The following is a 20504-nucleotide window of genomic DNA, read 5'->3' as shown; positions in this document are numbered from 1 at the left end:
ATCGGGACCAAGAACTGAATTTCATGAAGCGGGCGCAAAGGAATCCGTTTTCAGGTGCCGTAACCGTTTTTCACGAGCGCTGGCTCCCCGAGGAGGCAACACCTGCGGGCTATGCTGCGCTGATCGATGCCTATGCGCTCGCAACGCCCCTGCCCCGGACACTTTCCGCTATCGGCCCACGTCACAAGGTCTACGCGGCCGACGGCTGGCGCCTCTACACGCCCCGCCATGAACCCGAGGCGAGCCTCATCGGTCATCTGACCTTCGCGCTGCGTTACGAGGGGCTGGATCTGGCAGTTCTCAAGCGGCTGTTCAAGACAACCGGCCCAGAGCCGATCCAGGCCATTGTCGAGGCTGCCCCGACGGGCAGCTACGCGCGCAGGATCTGGTTCCTCTATGAGTGGCTCCTCGGCGCGGAATTGGATCTGCCCGATGCTACGCGCGGAAATTATGCGCCCGTGGTCGATGCCAAGCTCCAATGGGATGCAGAGGGCGCCCCCTCGCCACGCCACCGGGTCCGCAACAACCTGCCCGGCACCCCGGATTTTTGCCCGATGATCTTCCGCACTCCGGCAATCGAGGCCTTCATCGCCCGCGATCTGGCAGCCGAGGCCCGCGCGGTGCTGGCCGAGGTGCCCGCCGATCTGCTCGCGCGCACGGCAGCCTTCCTGCTGCTCAAGGATTCACGGTCGAGTTTCCAGATCGAAGGCGAGAACCCGCCCCAAGATCGCATCCGGCGCTGGGGCCAGATCATCGGCGAAGCCGGGCGGCATCCGATCGACCGGGCAGAGCTGGAACGCCTGCAACGCATCGTCATCGGCGATGCCCGCTTCGTCCATCTGGGCCTGCGGCAGGAGGGCGGGTTCATTGGAGAGCACGACCGCACGACCGGCGCCCCCCTGCCCGATCACGTCAGCGCCCGGCATGAAGACCTGCCCGCGCTGATCGCTGGGCTCGAAGCGTTCGACCGCGATATCGCCCCGGGGCTCGACCCTGTTCTGGCGGCTGCCGGCCTCGCCTTCGGCTTCGTCTATATCCACCCGTGTGAGGACGGCAACGGGCGCCTCCATCGCTACCTGATCCACCACGTGCTTGCTGCACGCGGCTTCAATCCGCCCGGGCTGGTCTTCCCGGTGTCGGCGGTGATCCTCGAGCGGATTGAGGCTTATCGGCAGGTGCTCAAGAGCTATTCGCGTCGGCTGCTGCCCCATGTCAGCTGGCGGCCAACCGATCGCGGGAACGTCGAGGTGCTGAACGACACCGGCGATTTCTACCGCTTCTTCGATGCCACGCCCCATGCCGAATTTCTCTTCGCCTGCGTCGCCCAGACCATCGACCATGACCTGCCTGCAGAGACCCGGTTCCTGCGTGCCTATGACGGGTTCAAGTCCCACGTCTCGGGCCTGATCGACATGCCCGACCGCGTGCTCGACCTGCTGTTTCGTTTCCTGCACCAGAACGGTGGCAGACTTTCCGGACGCGCCAGAGCGAAGGAGTTCGCCGATCTGACCGACGAGGAGGCCGACCGGATCGAAGCCATCTATGCGGAGTTGCGGGAGGAGTTCTGAGGCCGAGCCTCCTCACCCAACGGTTGGCCGGCTTCGGTGAAGGTGTAACCGTTGGCGATGATGGCCTCATCGACGACCTCATCCGAGGACAGATAGTCGTATTCACGCTCAAGCTGGCGGTAGAGCCAGCGGGCGAGATCGCGCAACGCCTCGATAACCACCTCCTCGGCGTCGGCGGTCGAGTCCTGCCAGCTCGGACTATCACGCTCTACCGAAATCGCCATGCAGTACTCATGGTAATAATGGCCGCGATGGGTGGCTTCGGCGCGAAGCTGGTAAAAATTACGCCGCTGGATCGCCTGCAGGGCATCGGCGATGCAGTGCAGTTCGATGTCCTCAGGCGCATATTCCCGGATCAGGCGCGGCGCACCCTTGCGGTAGGCATAGAAAGTCTCGAAGCAGGCACCTTCGCCCTGGCTCCAGAAGCCCCGGAACCAGATGCAGGGGTCTTGCCGTGTGCCGCCGCCCGTCAACCGGACGGTTCGGGTCTTGAGGTTCAGCCCGAGGATTTCGGCGACGCGCTGGAAATCCTCATAGACGGCATCGTACCAGTCATCGTCGAAGCCACCCTCACGATACCAGACGCGGGCTTTGTCCCTGGCTGCATCGGAAAGCTCGTCGAGGCGATAGACAGTGATCTCGATGACCTCACTCATAGGGATTGCCCCCCTCCAGAACAGTGGAAAGCCAGCCGTCCGTGTAGATCCAGTCCACCGTCTCGCCGGTGGCGAGATCGAGGACGTGCGCCCCGCCGCCGAACCCGTCGATTCTCGGCCGAGAACAACTGTTTGCGTATTGAAGGCCCCATAGACCCGTCAGACCGAACTCGGTGGCGCAGCGTTTGACGAACTGGATGACATGCCCGGGTTCGCCGGTGACGTCATCACGCATCCAGAGCTGAGTGCCACCATGTTCTGGCTGGATGGAGAGCAGGAAGCCGTCCGATGGCGGATCTTCGGCGGCATTATCATCCGCCAGTGCGTTGTAGAGATCGAGTGCGCGGGCAGCGTTTTCGGGGGTGCCCACGTCAAGCAGGCAGGAAAAGTGCGTGAAATAGTCGGCCATGATGGTCTCCGGGCATGACATGGCCCCGCGTGAAACCGAGCCGGATGGGATGGAAAGGGTGAAGCTCAGGCGGCCTGTGGCAGGCGGAGCAGATCGGCCGCGGTCTCGCGCCAGACGGGATCAACCAACCGTGCCTCCATCGCCGCGGCGCGGTAACGCAGCCGTCTCGCATCACCGGGCTCCGAGGCTCGGAATGCCATACCGCGCAGTCGGCTGGCCTCGGTCACGATCCTGCGCCCCTCGGCATCGGAGGCGACCGGCTGCTGCCAGAGGATAATGCCGGCGCGGATTTCGCCGGCGCGGACCAGGCGCTGATCGCGGTCCTGAATGAGCATGATGCGCGGCTGGAAATACGGAAAGCTATTCGGCGCCGTGCAAATATCACCGCGCGACAGGCGCAAGGCTGCGGCCTGGATGGCTTCCTCCGGCGACAGGCATTCCCCAAGTGGGATCACGCGGTCAAAGTTATTCGCCACGTCGCTGGCGTCATAGCTGGCGACGCCGAGGCAAGAGATGCGCAGCGGCAGCTTTTGCGACCGATAAAGCGCGGGCAGAACATCGGCCGCCAGAGTGTGGCCGATAGAGCGGAAGGTTTCGAAACGGGCAAAGGTCATCGGGATCACTCCATGACGGGCGCCGGTGAGCCTCTCTCTTCGGCCCTCAACCCGTCACGGCCGAAAGGCCCGCACTCTTCCTCTCTGACCGGGCTTGTTCCCGGTTCCGCTGCCGACGATGGGGGACCATCGAGAGGCATTGAAGGCCCGAAGCGCGTGTCTCCGCGCTCGGGCCGTTTGGGATGAGGCGCTTTCGCGCCTTACTCCCATGGATCCAGTTCCAGCTTCACCATGTCCTCATCCCCGTCGAATTCGTCGGCCGGCATGGCGCCGTGGGTTCTGCCCCCGGCCTGGAACACGACGATTTCGACCATCAGCGTGGTGGCGAGGCTGGCGGCGAAAGCGGTGGCATCTGCATAGGACATCGGGATTGGCTCCTGTCACTGGAGGCGGGGGATGGTCCCCCGCCTCCAGTGACAGGAGCCCGACGTGTCTGACCGGATCTGCACTCACCCTCGGGCGTTCGGACTTTTTCCGAATCCCCGAGGGCGGCACGTTTGCGTAAGCCGACCCCTCCGGGGTTGAATGTCAAAGAGACGGACCAGACCAAGGTTAGCGAATGGAAGCGGGGGTCGTGTCTTGCATCCGACAGGCGCCGGATCCACCCCTCGCAGATGCTTCGCCCTGCCAGCCTTGCCGCCACGCTGGCATCAGGAATGTGGTCGAGGACGGGGGCGGAAACCGATGCCGAACATAATGACCGGCACCGTGGTGATGCTGGAACTGGAACCATGGAGGCCCATGACAGGAAGACGGTGGCGGCTATCGTCGGACGTGAACAAGCCTTCAGTCCCAGAGTCCATCGGCAATCTCGCGGGCGATCATCGCGCGCGCTCTCATCATCACCTCATCGCCGCTGGTGTCGATATGACCGTAGAACCGGGCATGACCGCCATTCGCGGCCCAATCGGTGTAGCGGCAGTATTCTCGCCTTTCGAGACGGAAGGCGCGCATGTCGTCCGCCCAATGCGGCTTCGGCTCCACCACTACGGTGATGCCGTCGCAGGTTTCCTCCCAGGGCAGCGTGCGTTCGGATGGCAGACTGGCGCGGTTCTCACGGAATATTCGGTCGATATCGATCGTTGCAGGCATCAGGGTTCTCCAAAGAAAAAGCCCGGTCACGAGGATCGGGCAAGTTGCGGAAACGGAAGGGATGTGGCGGGGCAGCAAAGGCCACCCCGCCTGAGCATCATTCGGCAGCGACCATGGCCTGCTCCTCGTCCTCCGTGGCGTCTTCATCCTCGCCATCGCCGGCAAGGAATTCAGGCGGTGCAGTAGCGCCGTCATGGCAACATGCGGGTTGGACGCCACGGCATCCCGGAGTGCCAGGGTGCGATGCGCGGTCAACTCGCTGACGAGGCGATCGGGCAGCGGCCGGATGGTGTCGACCTCTTCGTCCTCGTCGGTCTCCGGCGCTGCACTGCCGACGGTGATGACGGCGCGCCGGACGCTGCCGTCGTCACCGCCTTCGGCAGATGCACCATCGGCGCCATCGCTCCCTTGGCCTTCCACCACCTCGTCTTCGGGGTGGACATAGCCACGCTCGACGGCGAGCTGGCCGTCATGGCGGATGCTGACGAAGACACCGGCGCGGGCCATCTGATCGGCGTCGTAGCGCATCGGCCGGGTCTCGAAGGCTTCCAGCGCCTCCTCGATCTCCCCGAGCCGCGCGTCCACCTCGTCGGGCAATTCGTCGGCCTCGGCATACTCCGCCTGCAGCGCCTCGAACTCGTCCCGCAGCTTCTCACGGTCGGCGCGTTCCTCGTCAGTCAGGTCGATGGTGGTACCGGCCAGACGGCGCATGCCGCTGGTATGGCCATAGGGGAAGTCCGCCGCGACCTCGATCCACTTCCAGCCTTCGGCGGCGATAGTTTCCGCCTCGGCCTTCAGCTTCTCCCCGACCAGCCGGTCGAGCAGCACCGGATCCTGGAGCCAGCCGCCATCGTCTTGCTGGAAGAGATCGCGCAGCACATAGCCGCCCGCCGCCTCATAGGACTCGATGCCGACGAAGAGCGCCCGCTTGTCGGAAGCGCGCACCGTGGTCTCGGTCAGCATGCGACGAATGGTGTATTGCTCTTTCTGCCAGCCATCCTTGATCGCCTCCCAGACCTGTTCCTGCCGGGCTTGGTCGTCGGAGACGGTGAAGGCCATGAGCTGTTCCAGCGTCATGCTGTCCTCGGCATAGACATCGAGCAGCGCCGGCGAGACCGAAACGAGGCGCAGACGCTGCTTCACCACCTTGGCGTTGACGAAAAAGGCGGCAGCGATTTCCTCTTCGCTCATGCCCTTCTCACGAAGGACCTGGAAGGCGCGGAACTGGTCGAGCGGATGCAGCGGGGCGCGCTCGATGTTCTCGGCAAGCGACACCTCGTCGATCAGGATGTCGTCACTGGCCTCCGAGACGATACAGGGCACCGGAGTGGTCTTGTTGAGGCGCTTCTGTTTGACCAAAAGCTCCAGCGCACGATAGCGGCGGCCGCCAGCCGGCACCTCGAAGAGACCGGTATCCTGCCCTTCGGCGTCGAGCTCGGGGCGAACATGCAGGGACTGGATCAGCCCGCGGCGGGCGATGGACTCGGCCAGTTCTTCGACCGAGATGCCGGCCTTCACGCGCCGGACGTTGGACTGGCTGAGCACCAGCTTGTTGAAGGGGATGTCGCGCGAGGACGACAGGGTGATCTTCTGCGTGGCAGCGGCCATGTCAGGGTCTCCATGACGGACGCCGGGGAGCCTCTCTCTCCGGCAACCAGCCCGTCACGAAACTCCCCCCCACGCCTTTCCCTCTCATGGCCGCGCCGCGGATGAACGCGCAGACCCATCAGAGTTCACCGCGGGCACGCAGGCTGGTCTCCCGGCCAGCCCCGGTGATGATGTGGTCGTGTAGTATCACGCCCAGGGACGCACAGGCGTTCCGGATTTCTTTTGTCATCGCGAGGTCGGCGGCTGACGGCTCGGGATCACCGGCCGGATGGTTGTGGACGATGATCAGCGCCGAGGCATTGAGCGCCAGACAGTGCCGCAGCACCTCCCGGGGATAGACCGGGACATGATCGACTGTGCCGGTGGCGAGGCACTCGTCAGAGATCAGCCGGTTCCTGCGGTCGAGATAGAGGACATGGAAGCGCTCCAAATCGCCCCTGATGGTGAGGGCGCAATAGTCGAGCACCGCCTGCCACGACGTCAGGACAGGGTTCTGATTGAGGTGGCGCAGGAGGATCTGCCGGGCCTCGTAGACCACGGCCTGCTCCTGGGCGGAGAACCGGAGCGGCTGCGCTTCAGTGGCGGGTGTTCTCGTGTTTCGTGTCATGGTGCTGTTCTCCGACGGGCAGCCGGCCGGGCGCCGAACTTTCACCGCGTCACGGAGAGAAGCGCCGCCCTCTTCCTTCGAAGAGCGCGGCGCGGAACCTGCAGGACCCTCAGGAACGCGGGGACTCCGTGTCGACGCGTGTCCCGCCTGACAGGCGGCCCGAGCGATAAAGCAGGCGCTCGGCATCGCGGATCCTGCCGGTTTCGCGGGCGGCCTTGGCCCAAACAGAGATCGGGAAGTCCCCCGTGAACAGCAGATCTCGCTCGATACCCATGCCGAAGGGCAGCCGAATGGAGCGCAGTTCGTTGAGGCTCCAGGAGCCAAGTTCGGGGTAGCCAATGTCGGCCAGGCCAAACATGATGTCGCCGTCCTCGTCGAGCTCGGTCGCAAGCCAGACACCGGCGCCAAAGGGATTGAAGAACTTCACGACCGGAATGTGATCCTGATCGCGATCGCGGCCATTCGCCAGCAAACGGTCACGCTGTGTGTCGGTCAGAGGATCATGCTGCGGCCCTCCCTTCCGTCGGGGTCTGCCGCTCAACATCGGTACTGTCGTCGGGCAGATGGGCCAGCAGCCAGTCGGCCGCCTTGCTGGCCTGCGAGGCGGCGCGGACGATCGCGCGGGAATCCTCGCGCATCACCTCCAGCCAGGAGCCGATGTAATCGGCGTGGCCCACAGTCGGGACGATCCCGAGCGAGGCGCGACAGAACGCGCTCGAAATCTCGGCGATCAGCTCCTCGAAGGCATATTTCCTCGTGCCGAAACTACCCGAGAAGTCCCGCCCCAACCGGGAGGCATGTCCTGTCGCGTGCCCCATCTCGTGCAGGGCGGTCCGGTGCCAGTTAATCGGCTCGAAATAGGCCTGCGGGGGTGGCACCTGCACATAATCGAGCGCGGGAACATAGAAGGCGCGGTTGCCACCGATCCGGAAGTCGATGCCGGTCGCCGCAATCAATGCCTCGACCCGCGGCTTGATCAGCCCGGACGGCGGTGGCGGTGCCTCGATGGCGATGTCGTCAGGCCAACCCTCGCATTGCGCCGCGTTGAACACGGTGAAGCGCTTCAGGAACGGGATGCTGTTTGCATCCTCCCCGGTCTCCCGGGCGCGGCGCTTCTCGTCTTCAGGCGTGAAACGGTCGGCATAGACGACGGTCGTGCCGCGCTCACCCTTGCGGACATTGCCGCCGAGCGACAGCGCCTGGCGGAAGGTCAGCCAGTGCTGGGTTGGATAGCCCTGCTGGATCACGGCGCCCCAAAGGATCAGGACATTGATCCCGGAATACTGCCGACCCGTGCTGGCGTTGCGCGGCATGGCGAGCGGCACCTGCACCGCCGCCGTCCCCCAGGGCTGGACCCAGGGCAACCGGCCTTCCTCCAGCTCGGCGATGATCTTGTCGGTGATGTCGTCATAAAGGTTCGTGCGCGGACCCCTCTTGCGGGCCGCGCGATGCTCTCTGGCCATCGGGATGATCTCCGCGACGGGCGCCGGAGGCCTCTCCTCCAGCCCTCAACCCGTCACGGAAAACCCGCCCGCACTTTCACTCTCAGGGGGCGTTACGGGGTCTCCCCGCTGATGGGGGTGTGTCGGCAACGCCAGTGGCTACGAGGGGGAAGGCTTTCCCCCAGACAATCCTCACATTCAGCCGAGTCAGGCGTAAAAAGGCAAAAGCCAACATTCGCGCGCCCCAATCCCCGACGTGTTGTAATCCCCAGGATATCTGCGCTTATCTGACACGCAACCGCGGTACCTGCTTTCCAGCGCCAGACGCCTTCCTTCCAGAGCGCTCGGGCTCAAATCCACCGGACAACAAATGAGGACCAGATGACGGATATCGATCTTAACGCCTTGTCGCTCCCCGAGCTGAAGCAGTTGCAAAAGAATGTTGCGAAGGCCATCGCCAGTTTCGAGGCCCGTCGCAAGGCCGAGGCCCGCGCCAAGGTTGACGACTTGGCCCGCGAACTCGGTTTCAGTTTCGACGAGCTTGCGGAAGCCGCTCCCTCCCGGAAACGCGCGGCGTCTGCGCCCAAGTACCGCCATCCGGAAAACGCCGAAATCACCTGGTCCGGGCGTGGGCGCAAACCGGCATGGATCGCCGACGCGCTGGCTGCGGGCAAATCGCTTGGGGATTTTGCGATCTGATCGGGAGAAGCAATCTTGTACCAGCCTGCGAATGCCGTCCGCCTGCATGTCTCGCTGGCAGAGATTGACCCGCCGATCTGGCGGCGACTTGTCGTGCCGTCGGACTGGACGCTTGATAGGCTCCATCGGGTGCTGCAGGCCGCGTTCAGCTGGACCGACAGCCATCTGCATGAGTTCCGGCTCGGCGGGCTGCGATATGGCGACCCCGATCAGCTTGAGGATGGTTTCAGGGGCCCGCAGACCTTATGCTACACCGGGGTCAGGCTGGCGGATTTCTCCGGCCAGGATCTGACCTTCACTTACCTCTACGACTTTGGCGATGACTGGACCCATGTGATCCGGATCGAGGAGTGGCTATCCCTCGATCCCCTGCCCCGCCACGCAGAATGCACCGAAGGGGCCCGGGCCCGGCCGCCCGAGGACGTCGGAGGCCCCTGGTCCTATGCCGATTTCCTCGAGACCATCCGCGATCCAAACCATGAGGACCACAGCTCCAACCTCCGCTGGGCCGGCGGACATTTCGACCCGGACTGGTTCGACATCGACCTGATCAACAAGGATCTCCGCAACACCTTCCGCAAGAACACCAGCCGACGCCTGCATCAGCCCAAGCCAAAGTCTTCTGATCGGTAAGCGCAGAGGGTTCGGCCCTCAAGGCGGTGCCGCGGGCCTGGATGACCCTCCTCCTGCCGGCACCACCAGTGTGGCAGCGCCTCAGCGGTATGTCGGGTTGTCTGCACCGCAAATGGTGCACTGATGTCGCGTCCTTCCAAGTATCGTTGCTTGGCGTCGAGGCTCCCGAGCGACTTAGTCAGGCACGGGGTCCCTACCCCCCTTCACACGCTTCAGATAATCTCCCCGATCCAACGCTCCCGTCCGATTTGCGCTCTATCCTATCCATCTCCCCGACAACCGGCTGCGCGCCCTTCTCCCATCTATGCGATCATGTTTCATTCCGGGGTCATGAACACGGCGTTTCTCTTGATAGTGATGTATTCCGGGCGACCGATCATTCCTGCTGAGGATGTCGCCAGGGATTTTTTCGGTCTGAGTACCGACAAGTTCATCCGCAAAGTCTCGGCTGGTTCCATCGCCCTCCCCCTCGTCCGCATGGAATCATCCCAGAAATGCGCCAAAGGCGTCCATATCGACGATCTAGCCGAGTACCTGGACAAGCGGCGGGCTGCAGCCGTCAAGGAATGCCTGCAACTGCAGGGCGTTCGGTAAGCATCTTCCCCTCTGAAAATCGCGGTAGGCGAGACTGATACCCTTGGGAGAAGCGACCACCCTTCTCACCTCGCCCGACAGCGCGGATTGAATTTTGTCAGAAAACTGCGTATGTTTCTGACAAGAGAACGATCATGCAACGCCTTGCCGAACAGATATTGACCCACGCAGAGGGACTTCCGGAAGGAGCGCCACTGGCTGCAAAGGGCCTGCTTCACCTCGGCAGCCGTGCCGGTGTGGACCAGGCCCTGTCGCGCCTCGCCGAGCGTGGCCAGTTGATCCGTGCCGGACGCGGGGTTTACCTGCGACCAATCAAAAGCCGGTTTGGAACGCGCTTGCCGTCCGTGGAACAGGCTGTCGAGGCCCTCGCGGCGCAACGTGGCGAAGTCATCGTTCCAACCGGCGCCGCCGAAGCGAATGCACTCGGCCTGACTACGCAAGTGCCTGTTCGATTCGTGTACCTGACCTCGGGTCGCAGCCGCACGCTCTCACTGGGCAAACAACTCGTGGAACTGCGCCACGCCCCCCGGTGGCAGCTTGCCTTGGAGAAGCGGCCGGCAGGCAGTGCTGCTCGCGCCCTGGTCTGGCTCGGGCCGGAGCAGGCGGAATCCGCGCTCAGATCGCTGAAGCAGAAACTGCCCGCAGCGGCGTTTAACGAATTGGTAACCGCCGCACCGCAGTTCCCGACCTGGCTTGCACGCAGTGTCGGAAAGGCGGCGCATGTCTGAGCCCTTCCTGTCGTTGTCGTCTGCAGAACGCAAGGAGGCCCTGGCCGTAGCTGCAGATTGCTCCGGGCGGCCATTGCACCTGAGCGCCTATCTGAAAATGACGGGCGCCGAGCGCGGACTGATCGCGCTGATGACGAGGGGAACGGTGATTGCCGTCTCGCTTTCGCCGCAGACCGTGTCGGTCTGACGGAGGGCGACTCGATGGCCTCCCGCACGCGCTCCAAAGGCCCCAACCAGGACGACCTTTTCAATCCCGAGGTCGAACTGCTCTTGCCGGCTCGGCTTGTCATCGACGGCAAGGTGCTGGGGAGCCCGGTTCGTCAGTTGGCCGTTCCTGCGCGCCGGGTGCGTTGCCGGCTTCGTTCCTTCGCCATCCGCCGCGTCAATGGTTACGAGACAACCCTGGAATCCGGCGAAATTCTCAAGGTCATCAGCGCAAAGACGGCCACGCCGCTGGAGGCCGATCTCATTCTGCTCGTGCCCGGATCAACGGAGCCGGAACAGATCGTCGAAGCACTCGAACTGGGTGCAGGCCGGTGGATGAATGCTTTGCCGATCGGCATCGACACACTCGATCGTTCCGCGCGCGTCGAGCGGCTCCAGGCGGTTTCTGCCTCCTGGATCGACGCCATTCAGTTGCGCGAAGGACGGGCTGCGGCCGATGGTGTACCAGCGCAGCCTGGCCTGCGGCGGCCTCAGATCGGCGCGCTTCACGCCGCGCTTGCCCATGCAACGCGATCGACGGACCCGGCAACCATCGTGATGCCGACGGGTACGGGCAAGACCGAGACTATGCTGGCGCTCAATGCCAACCGGCGGTTCGAGCGCCTGCTGGTGGTGGTCCCCACCGATGCTCTACGCGAGCAGATCGCAGGCAAGTTCGAGACCTTCGGCGTCCTGAAACAGCAGAAATGTCTCGATGAGACCGCGGCCTTCCCGTTGGTCATGCGCCTCTCGCACATTCCGGCGAGCGAAGCCGAAGTCGAAGAAATCTTCGACAGCGCCAATGTCGTCGTCACCACGATGCAGATCGCGGGCCGCGCCGAGGCGCCGGTGCAGGAGCGGATGGCGGCCCGTGCCTCCGCACTTTTTATCGACGAGGCGCATCACATCGGCGCACGGACTTGGAAATCCTTTCGCGGGCTCTTCGCCGAGCACGAGCCGCCCATTCCGGTGATCCAGTTCACCGCCACCCCGTTTCGTGAGGATGGTGGCCGCGTCGATGGGGAGTTCATCTACACCTACCCGCTGAAAAAGGCGCAGCAGGAAGGCTATTTCAAGCCGATCCGCTTCGAGGCCGTATTCGGGCTGGATCAAGCCGACGCCGACCAGGCGATCATCGACAAGCTCGGCGATGTGCTCGCCTCAGACCTAGACGCCGACCTCAACCATCTGGCGATGGCCCGTTGCAGCACCATCGAACGCGCCAAACACCCGCATAGCCTCTATCCGGACTACCGGCCTGTCATCGTCCACAGCCAGCAATCGCTGAAGGAGCGGCGCGAAAATCTGGCAGCGCTACGCCGCTTTGAGAGCCGGATCATCGTATGCGTCGATATGCTCGGCGAGGGCTTCGACCTGCCCGAGCTGAAGATCGCTGCATTGCACGATCATCATAAGAGCGTGGCGGTAACGATTCAGTTCGTCGGCCGCTTCACCCGCCAGGATCTGGCCCTGGGTGATGCGACGGTGATCGCCAATACCGGCATCGACGATGTCGATCGCGCGCTGGCCAAGCTCTACGCCGAGGACGCCGACTGGAACGCGCTGGTGGAGGCGCTCAGTTCGGCAAAGATCGAACGCCAGGTTCGCCGCGCCGAGATGTTCAAAGGCTTTTCGGGGGATCTAAGCGACATTCCGCTCCAGACCCTCGAGCCGAAAATGAACGCGGTCCTCTACCGAACGTCCTGTGACGCCTGGGATCCGTTCCGCACGGAGGAACTCTACAATTCCGGCGTCTATCTCGGCATGAAACTGAACCCGCATCAACGGGTCGCGATCTTCGTGACTCGGGCGGAGGAACAGGTGCGCTGGACCTCGGCGCAGCAGGCAGTGAACGTCACCTGGGATCTGCACATGCTCCATTGGGATCAGGCCAGTGGCCTGCTCTATATCAGCAGTTCCGCCAAGGGACCGTTCGACCGCCTGGCAAAGGCGGTTTGCGGCGATACGACACGCCGCGTGGAAGGCGAGGAGGTGTTCCGCAGCCTCCACGGTTTCAAGCGGCTCATCCTGCGTAATCTCGGCCTCACCCACCATCAGGGGCGCGGCGTCCGCTATTCAATGTATATGGGCGTGGACGTCGCCGACGGCCTCGACAGCGCAAAATCCCAGTCGCGGATCAAGAACAACATTTTCGCCACCGGCTTTCTCGACGGCGTACCGGCTTCACGCGGCTGCTCGGCGAAGGGCAAGTTCTGGTCCAGCGCCAAGGTCCATGACCTGACCGACTGGGTGGACTGGTGCCAGGAAGTCGGCCGCACGGTGAACGATCCCAGCATCACGACCGACGGCGTCTTCAAGAGCGCGATGCGGCCCCACCAGATCAGCCAGCGCCCGGCTGTTCCGCCCGTGGCGATCCATTGGCCTGAATCTTTGATCACGCAGTTCGAGGAGCGGATCGAAATCTTGTTCGGCGATGAGCCCGTAACCTTCGCGGAATGCGATATCGAGTTGCTCGATAACGCTCGTTCCGGACCGTTGCGCTTCGCCGTGCGGAGCGATGACCACACGGCCGAATTCGAGATCATCTTTAGCGATGGGCATGCCCGCTACCCACAGCGCGCCGGCCCCAAGGCGACGATTAAGATAGGCAGCAAGATGCAGACGCTTTCGGAATCCTTCGGTGAGGATTCGCCACAGATCGACTTCGGCGATGGCTCGTTGCTCATCTACAGCCACCTCTACACCCTGCCCGAAGGCGAAACGATCGAGCCATACCCATCCAACAAGATCGAAGCCTGGGATTGGTCGAAGGCCAATATCCGCGTCGAGTCGCAAGGCACGAGCAAGCGCCCAGACTCAGTCCAACGTCTCATCATCGACACGCTGTTGGCGGACCCCGATCCCTATGATGTGATCTTCGACGATGATGGCAAAGGCGAGATCGCTGATGTCGTGGTGCTGCGAATAACCGACAGCGTCGTTTCCGTGACTCTGTATCACTGCAAGTATTCAGGGGCGGATACACCGGGTGCGCGGCTCAGCGACCTCTACGAGGTTTGCGGCCAGGCTCAGAAGTCTGCTCGGTGGCGCGACCGGCCAGGCCGCATGCTTCAACACATATTGAGGCGCGAAAAGATGCGCCGGGACCGTGGCCTCAGTTCTCGGATTGAACAGGGTTCAGCCGCCGCGATCAAAAAACTCAAGGTCGGGTGGCAAGATCACCGCTTCGAGTTCGACGTCCGCATCGTGCAACCTGGATTATCCCGGCAAGCAATCGGTGAAGAAGGCTTGCACCTGCTTGCGGGAGTTGAGACCTATTTGCTCGAAACCCGCGCAAGCAGGTTAAAAATTAATGGTAGTGCATGATGCTGTAGGGCATCGGCAATATTCTTGAGATGTAAGTTTTTACCACGCCGTGGGGGCAGACTTCGTGTCATCTTTTGGGTTCACCTTTTTGTCGCGCAAGGCGTTGGGCCAGGCTGAACAGATGATGTTCGGCGGCGCAGCGGGCGTGCGCGATGAGGTCGGATTCCTCATCGTCCACCAGCGCTATGCTGATCACTTCTTCCCCGGAACGTCGGTTCTGCACACTCGGCTGCGCTACGCGCTTCTCATCCCCTGGCTTTACCAAAGCCTTCGAACGAAGCGCCCGGTTCCCAAGGACTTTGGCCAAGCCTTCTCCGATCTCGAACATGAGCTGACCGGCCGTCTCAAATATGTCGATGGAGTGGGCGGTGAAAAAGATGGCGTGATCGGAGGTGAAGTCTTCCCCCGCGTGATCAGCCAGCCACCAGCCTATGTTTATTGGACGGCTCTCGCTAAATGGGGACTGATCGGCACCCGCCCTGATGGCCGGCCGTGGAGCCGCCCGGATATGGCGAAGCTGTTGGCTGCTTCCGGCAAACGCGCCCTGCATGACGATGACGGCAAGCCCTTCGAGACAGTGGCCTGGCCAATCTCTGGGTTGATCGATGCCCCCGGCGACTGGAATGGCGGAGGAAAGCTTACACTCGACCTTTTGCCGCCGGAGCAGATCTATCTCGCAACCAAGCTGCGCGCCGTTCGCTCGCCGACTGATCCGGGCGAGCCATCGCTCTTGTCGAAGCTGGTCGGAAAGCCGCTCGGCGAGGCGGATCACTGCTGGGACAGCGAAATTCTCGCACTTGCTGGCAAGGAGACCGCCATGCTGAAGCGGGCCGGCCAGGCGGCGGCGCTGTCCGCGATTGGCAGGGCAATTTATGCGGCTCAGGTCGAGACACTCAAGGAAACACGCGACAAGCGACCACAGCCAAATTTGCACCGAGCCGCGCTGAAAGACGCGGTCGAGCAATGGGGCGGGATGGCCGCTCGGCTGGATATGGACATGTTTCTCACCGAAATCGGGCACCTCCCGCCTGCGGTTGAGGGCGTCTTGCAAGGAACGTCGGCCTGGGTTCGGGCAAATAGCAAGGATCCGATGCCGCTGCTCGACGTCTATGCGCGGGCGGAGGTCAGTAGGAAGGATGATCGCGCGCGTCTCGCCAGCAACCAGTTCGGCGTCGATCGGCGCATGGAATGGCAAGGCGAGCGCCATGGTCGCGCCGAGCCGCTCCATTATCGCTGGGGGAATGTGAAACGGCTCCTGCGTGATCTGGAAGCTGTTGCATGAGCGATCGGCAAGCTTGGCACGGCCAACCCTACCTCGACGAACTGCGGCCCGGGCGATTGGAGACGGTCAAGCTCGCGTTTTTCGCGACCTACTCGGTCGACCTGTCTGCGGTCGCCGCGGCGTTGCTCGCCCTGATTGGTCGTAACAATGACAAGGGCAGTGGAACAGCCGTCGATTTTGCCGAAGCGATCGACAGGCTGCGCGATCACGTCAAGATCATCATCCAGCGCGGGCGGATCGCGCGCCCGGTCGCTCTCCCCCGGATCGCGGGCATCCTCGATCAGTTCATCGTTGAGCAACCCTACGATGAACACGAGCGTAGCTGGCATCCCAAGATTGCTTTGGTTGCCTATAACTGCCCCAAAGGGGAAACCCGCTGGAAGCTCTGGATTGGCAGCCGGAACCTCACGCGATCTAAGGATCTCGACGCCGGCGTTTTGCTGGACGGCAGCGAAAAGCGCGCGAAGGGGCGGGTTAGGCTCCCTGGCGTCGGTGCTCTCGGGCGCACGCTCGCTCGCTGCGCATCGCGCGAGGATGCCGATGACATTTCGGAGCAACTGGAGACGATCTGGTGGAATGCGCCAGACGGTTTTCGCCTACGCGGCCTCCTCAATGGGCTGGATGAAGGTGTTCCCTTGCTAGCGGAGCCGCCATCCGGCGCGGTCGATGGCATAACGATCATCAGCCCGTTCCTGTCGCCCAACTTTCTGAAAAAGGCGGGCAACTGGGGGGCGGCTGGTTCCAGGACGCTGATTTCGTCGATGCCGGCTCTTGCCGAAATAGCCAGCCGGTCCAGAACTTCGCTGACGGGTTTCTCGAAAATCCTGGCCTATGCGGCGCCGGACGTGATTGCTGACGAGTCCACGCTCGCTCTGCCCGGCACAGAGCCTGCGGCCGAAGATGATATGGAGCCGGCGCCCCTTGCGCTTCATGCGAAGATCTTTTGCTTCCACTCGGGAGAGAAGACCATCTTGAGGGTCGGGAGCGCCAATGCGACCGAAAGGGCGTGGTCGGGGCGCAACTCGGAAATCATGGTCGAACTCGAGGCAGACGAAGCGTTCGCTTCCGGCCTGACGTTCCTGGTTGGTAAAGCGACGCCTGTCACCATAGAGGAACTCGCAGACACAGATCTGCGCAGCACAAGTGCGGCCGATGCTCTGGAAGAGTCGCGCAAGGTGCTCATGGCCTCCTGGGACCCGGTTCTGCGCCGCGATGGGGAATGCTTCTCTATCGACGCGCAGGCGGTACCTTCGCTCGCCGACCCTGACCATGTGTTGCACGCGGGATCTGCAAATGGCGACCTGCTGCCTTGGCCAACCGATGCCTTCAGCCTCGGTCTTGGATCGATCCCGATGTCACTCCAGTCTGCCTTCATTCAGGTCCGGATAAGCGGCCCAGACGGCGCTTTACGATGGATGCAGCGCGTCACCGTCGATCCGCCTCTCAAAGAGCAGCGGGATCTAGCCGCGCTGGCCAGCCACATGGGACTTCGCGCGTTTCATGACTGGATGCGTGCGATGCTCGGCGGCGACACGCTTCCGGTCGGTGGCGGTGCATGGGATGAAGATGTCGGATCGCGGGGCAACCGCCCCCAAAGCCTGGGTTATGACCGCCTCACATTGGAGGATATTCTCACGGCTTGGGCACGCGACCGAAAAGCCTTCGGCCGGGTCGATCGCCATTTTGCGCCCTATGTGGATGCGCTTCTCGCCCACGGCGATAATCTGAGCGAAGCGGAGAGAGCTGATTTGAACGAACTCGCTCAGATCTGGGCCATCGCGCGCTCCCGGCTTGCCTCATGAGCGCAAGATCGAAACCCTTTCAGGCCGCAACGGCAAAGGCTGCAACTGCCGCTCTGTCGGGAGGCAACGCACTGCGCCGGTTTCTTGTCGCGGACGAAGTCGGCCTTGGGAAGACCGTCGTCGCCCGAGATACGCTTGCGGCACTGGCGAGCAAAGCGCGCAAGTTCACGGTCTATTATATTACGAGCGGGCTCAAAGTCGCTGACCAGAATAAGGTCGAACTGCTGCGCTTCCTCGATAAGGACGATGCCAAGGACGCACTCTCCATCATCGACCGCGTCGGTCTCATTCCGTTCGAGGAAAAGCGCAAGGGTAAGCTGCGGCTCTACGCCTTTACACCCACCACATCATTCTCCAGCTCGCAGCGCCTCTACGGCGGCAAGGCTGTCGAGCGCGCGTTCATCAAGCTCCTGTTGGACGAACTATACCCCGGCCTGACCGCAGCCTTTCCTGAAGGCTATATCGAATATGGCGCAACGTCTGGCTGGCCATGGGCGTGCGAGGAAGCTCAGGGCAAATTCGACAATGTCTCCGCCCGCTTCAAGGCGGCCTATGGCCGAGCGTTACGCACGGAATTTGGCAAGCCGGCCCGCGAAAACATTCTGCACGCGATCGATACGAGCAAACATGGTCAGAGCTTGGGTCGGATGCGGAAGGCGCTCGCTCAAGCAGCTCTGGATTCTGCCCCGCCCGATCTCGTTATTTTCGACGAGTTCCAATGCTATCGCGAACTGCTCAATGCAGGCGCCGACAATCCCCTGGCGCGTCAACTTCTGGCGGGAACAGATGGCGGGACGCCGCCGCCGATCCTCCTCCTGTCCGCCACGCCCTACCGTTTCTATGCCGAGCGCTGGGAAAGCGGCGCTGGGGTTGCCCCCCATGTCGAATTTTTCGAGATTATCGAATTTCTGGGCGGGGCGGCTGTACGCGCCGAGGCCGAATCCCAGTTTCGTCGGTTTGGCGATCTGTTGCATTTGATCGGCCATCTGCCGCCCGATACCCGAACGGCCGCGATCGAAGAGGCGCAAGCGCTCAAGCACCATCTCGAGGCGCTCCTCACACCGCTCATGTCCCGGACCGAGCGTCCCGTTTCCGACCTTGCCGGAAAGCCTGCGCCGCCGTCGGTAAGGATCGAGCCTCACGATCTCGACGTCTATCGCCATTTCACCGACCATGTGTCGCCCAAGTTCGCAGGCAGCGCGATCGCCTACTGGCTGTCAGTGCCACTCCCTGCGCAAGCGTTGGGGGACCGATACCAGATTTCTCGCAAAATAGATTTTCCCGCCACGCGCAGCGTCCCCCGGCTCGCAATCACCAATTGCTTCAAACCGCCCAAAGAGGGTTGGGGAAGCGCCAAGCTCCGCGCTCTCAACAGCCTTGTGCCAACGGAGGCCCTTGCCCTCCCGTGGGTGTTGCCCTCGCTGACTTGGTGGGCGCCTTCCGGCCCATGGGCAAAGGTGACGCAATCGCCCAAGATGCTGATCTTCAGCCGGTTCAGGGCCACACCGCAAAGCCTAGCAGCCCTTGTCAGCCTTGAGGTCGAGCGCAAATGTGTGGCGAAAAGCAATGTTCCCTACGCTGCCGCGTGGAAGAAACGCCACCTGAACCCGAAGCCGAACCAAGGCCCCACGCTCGCCCTGTTTCACCCGAGCCCTTTCCTGATCCGCGCTGTCGATCCCCTCGATGTGAAAGGCAAGGCGGCGATCAAGCAGATCAGGGCCAAGGCGCGGCAGCAGATTATTCGGGCGCTGCCACCGTCCATCGCGCCGGAGGCTCCGAATGCGCGAAGCAACCGACGACGCAAACCGGCGTGGGCGATCCTCGCAGCCATTGAGCACGCGCTAAAGGCGCCGTTGGCTCGGGAGTTCGCGGCTGTCCAGAAGAGCTGGGGTCGGGTCGCCCCGAAGGATACAACGCTTCAAACCTTGCTCAAACAGCGTCAAGAGGCAGAAGCCATCACCTGGCTAAGCCGGTGGGAGCTGGACGCCCTGGTGGATATGGCTCTCGGCGCCCCTGGCGTGGTGACGGGCAGAGCACTCTATCGCCACCTTCCTGAGCTCTTCGATTACCAGGAGCAGCATTTCGCGCGGCTTGTCCGCTTCTGCTGGACGCGGCTGCGCACCTATCTGGATCGCCCTGTTTTCTGGTCGATCCTGCCCGGCGAGGACGCCACACAAAAATATCAGGATGCGTGCGTTGATGGCTGTTTGGAAGCCGTTCTCGACGAACATTTCTGGCTACGCAAATCCAAGGTCAATCCTGATGGACTAATCGAGGATCTGTCGGCGGCGCTCGCAGCGAATGTCGGCAACTTCGGGTTCAAGGGCGCGAAGAAAAAGGACAAGATCCGTATTCGCTGTCACGCTGCGGTGCCGTTTGGAGGCACCGAGACAGAGACTCATTGGCAGGATCATGATGTCAATGAACCGCCACCGGCGCGCTCTGAGGAAATCCGCAGCGCGTTCAATACACCGTTCTGGCCCCATGTCTTGGCGACGACCTCTGTCGGACAGGAAGGTCTCGATTTCCATAGCTGGTGCGACAGGCTCGGCCACTGGGATCTTTGTTCCAGCCCGGTTGACCTGGAGCAACGAGAAGGCCGCGTTCAGCGCTTCGGCGGGCTAACCGTCCGGCAACCGCTCGCCCGAAAACTGGGCGAACAGGCATTGGCGCAGGTGCGCGGTCAAGCATCGTCGCCGTGGGACGTCATAGCACGCGACGCCGATCAGGCGTTTTCGGATGACAAGACCGGCCTTAGCCCTTGGTGGGCGATGGAAGGCGCGGAACTGAAGCGACATTTGTTCGCGCTTCCCCAAAGTCGCGATATTGATCGATTTGCAAAGTTGAGGACGCAGAGGCTGCTCTATCGCCTTGCTTTGGGGCAGCCGGACCAGGAGGATCTTGTTGATCTCCTGACCCATCACGACGAGGAAACGACGCGGTCGCTGCAAGCATTGACCCTCGATCTGTCCGCGATCTCCCGACAGGAAAACCTCGATGAATAGCGTGCGTGCCGGCCGCGCCCCGCACCATTGGATGCGACAAGTTCCGGCTCAGCCGCAATGTCGGCTTTCGGTGGACCCACGAGGGCGCCAGCTTCAGGGACGGGCAAAGGTCGCGAGATATGTACGCGTCTGAGGGCAATCTTCCGGCTAGATTTTGGCCCAGTACGCGAACAGAAGGACCTTGGGACTCGCCCTGATCCCTCGATCATCCTCTAGGCGTATGGGACCCGCAAC

17 protein-coding genes and 1 pseudogene are annotated in these 20504 nt (G+C 62.6%); 10 read left to right on the top strand and 8 right to left on the bottom strand.

Going from position 1 to position 20504, the window contains the following annotated elements:
- Positions 1-23 precede the first annotated feature (23 nt).
- Positions 24-1568: a Fic family protein gene (locus CBW24_RS06155; RefSeq protein ID WP_097373014.1), complete on the top strand. Its 1545-nt coding sequence runs from the start codon at positions 24-26 to the stop codon at positions 1566-1568.
- Here the strand turns inward: CBW24_RS06155 and CBW24_RS06150 are convergent.
- The 8 genes and pseudogenes from CBW24_RS06150 to CBW24_RS06120 all read right to left on the bottom strand — a co-directional run bounded on the left by CBW24_RS06150 (position 1541) and on the right by CBW24_RS06120 (position 8017).
- Positions 1541-2224 carry a DUF8835 domain-containing pootine gene (locus CBW24_RS06150; protein ID WP_097373013.1) on the bottom strand — a complete coding sequence of 228 codons (684 nt, stop codon included), beginning with the start codon at positions 2222-2224 and terminating at the stop codon, positions 1541-1543. The genes CBW24_RS06155 and CBW24_RS06150 overlap by 28 nt on opposite strands.
- Positions 2217-2633: a hypothetical protein gene (locus CBW24_RS06145; protein ID WP_097373012.1), complete on the bottom strand. Its 417-nt coding sequence runs from the start codon at positions 2631-2633 to the stop codon at positions 2217-2219. The genes CBW24_RS06150 and CBW24_RS06145 overlap by 8 nt, the downstream gene beginning before the upstream one ends.
- Before the next feature lie 65 nt (positions 2634-2698).
- Positions 2699-3247 (bottom strand): hypothetical protein, encoded by a 549-nt coding sequence (locus CBW24_RS06140; RefSeq protein ID WP_198405238.1) that lies wholly within the window; start codon positions 3245-3247, stop codon positions 2699-2701.
- Positions 3248-3447: 200 nt separating this feature from the next.
- Positions 3448-3612 (bottom strand): hypothetical protein, encoded by a 165-nt coding sequence (locus CBW24_RS18305; RefSeq protein WP_157773084.1) that lies wholly within the window; start codon positions 3610-3612, stop codon positions 3448-3450.
- Between the two features lie 898 nt (positions 3613-4510).
- Positions 4511-5947: pseudogene (locus tag CBW24_RS06135) on the bottom strand (ParB/RepB/Spo0J family partition protein); the annotation flags it as partial.
- A 118-nt stretch (positions 5948-6065) separates the two neighbouring features.
- Positions 6066-6554 (bottom strand): RadC family protein, encoded by a 489-nt coding sequence (radC, locus tag CBW24_RS06130; RefSeq protein WP_097374143.1) that lies wholly within the window; start codon positions 6552-6554, stop codon positions 6066-6068.
- Positions 6555-6663: 109 nt separating this feature from the next.
- Positions 6664-7098 carry a DUF2958 domain-containing protein gene (locus CBW24_RS06125; protein WP_097373010.1) on the bottom strand — a complete coding sequence of 145 codons (435 nt, stop codon included), beginning with the start codon at positions 7096-7098 and terminating at the stop codon, positions 6664-6666.
- Positions 7055-8017, bottom strand: a complete 963-nt coding sequence (locus CBW24_RS06120) for an ArdC family protein (protein WP_097373009.1) — start codon at positions 8015-8017, stop codon at positions 7055-7057. The genes CBW24_RS06125 and CBW24_RS06120 overlap by 44 nt, the downstream gene beginning before the upstream one ends.
- A gap of 360 nt (positions 8018-8377) precedes the next feature.
- On the opposite strand from CBW24_RS06120, the gene CBW24_RS06115 reads away from it, so the two are divergent.
- The 9 genes from CBW24_RS06115 to CBW24_RS06075 all read left to right on the top strand — a co-directional run bounded on the left by CBW24_RS06115 (position 8378) and on the right by CBW24_RS06075 (position 20270).
- Entirely contained in the window at positions 8378-8695 is a 318-nt protein-coding gene (locus tag CBW24_RS06115; protein WP_097373008.1) for an H-NS histone family protein, read from the top strand.
- 15 nt (positions 8696-8710) lie between these two features.
- Positions 8711-9328: a plasmid pRiA4b ORF-3 family protein gene (locus CBW24_RS06110; protein ID WP_097373007.1), complete on the top strand. Its 618-nt coding sequence runs from the start codon at positions 8711-8713 to the stop codon at positions 9326-9328.
- A gap of 312 nt (positions 9329-9640) precedes the next feature.
- Positions 9641-9922, top strand: coding sequence for a pyocin activator PrtN family protein (locus CBW24_RS06105; RefSeq protein ID WP_232530174.1), 282 nt, complete (start codon positions 9641-9643; stop codon positions 9920-9922).
- Positions 9923-10056: 134 nt separating this feature from the next.
- Positions 10057-10650, top strand: a complete 594-nt coding sequence (locus CBW24_RS06100; protein ID WP_097373006.1) for a DUF6088 family protein — start codon at positions 10057-10059, stop codon at positions 10648-10650.
- Positions 10643-10837: a hypothetical protein gene (locus tag CBW24_RS06095; RefSeq protein ID WP_097373005.1), complete on the top strand. Its 195-nt coding sequence runs from the start codon at positions 10643-10645 to the stop codon at positions 10835-10837. Before CBW24_RS06100 ends, CBW24_RS06095 begins: the two co-directional genes overlap by 8 nt.
- Before the next feature lie 14 nt (positions 10838-10851).
- On the top strand, positions 10852-14181 hold the full coding sequence (locus CBW24_RS06090; RefSeq protein WP_097373004.1) for a DEAD/DEAH box helicase: 3330 nt from the start codon (positions 10852-10854) through the stop codon (positions 14179-14181).
- A gap of 121 nt (positions 14182-14302) precedes the next feature.
- Positions 14303-15463 (top strand): DUF6361 family protein, encoded by a 1161-nt coding sequence (locus CBW24_RS06085; RefSeq protein ID WP_232530172.1) that lies wholly within the window; start codon positions 14303-14305, stop codon positions 15461-15463.
- Positions 15460-17265, top strand: coding sequence for a phospholipase D family protein (locus CBW24_RS06080; RefSeq protein WP_097373002.1), 1806 nt, complete (start codon positions 15460-15462; stop codon positions 17263-17265). Before CBW24_RS06085 ends, CBW24_RS06080 begins: the two co-directional genes overlap by 4 nt.
- Positions 17262-20270 (top strand): DEAD/DEAH box helicase family protein, encoded by a 3009-nt coding sequence (locus CBW24_RS06075; RefSeq protein ID WP_097373001.1) that lies wholly within the window; start codon positions 17262-17264, stop codon positions 20268-20270. Before CBW24_RS06080 ends, CBW24_RS06075 begins: the two co-directional genes overlap by 4 nt.
- Positions 20271-20504 lie beyond the last annotated feature (234 nt).

Source organism: Pacificitalea manganoxidans, assembly GCF_002504165.1.
Classification (GTDB): Bacteria; Pseudomonadota; Alphaproteobacteria; order Rhodobacterales; family Rhodobacteraceae; genus Pacificitalea; species Pacificitalea manganoxidans.
The sequence above is the reverse complement of the archived record's forward strand: the minus strand, read 5'-3'. Positions and strand labels throughout refer to the sequence as shown.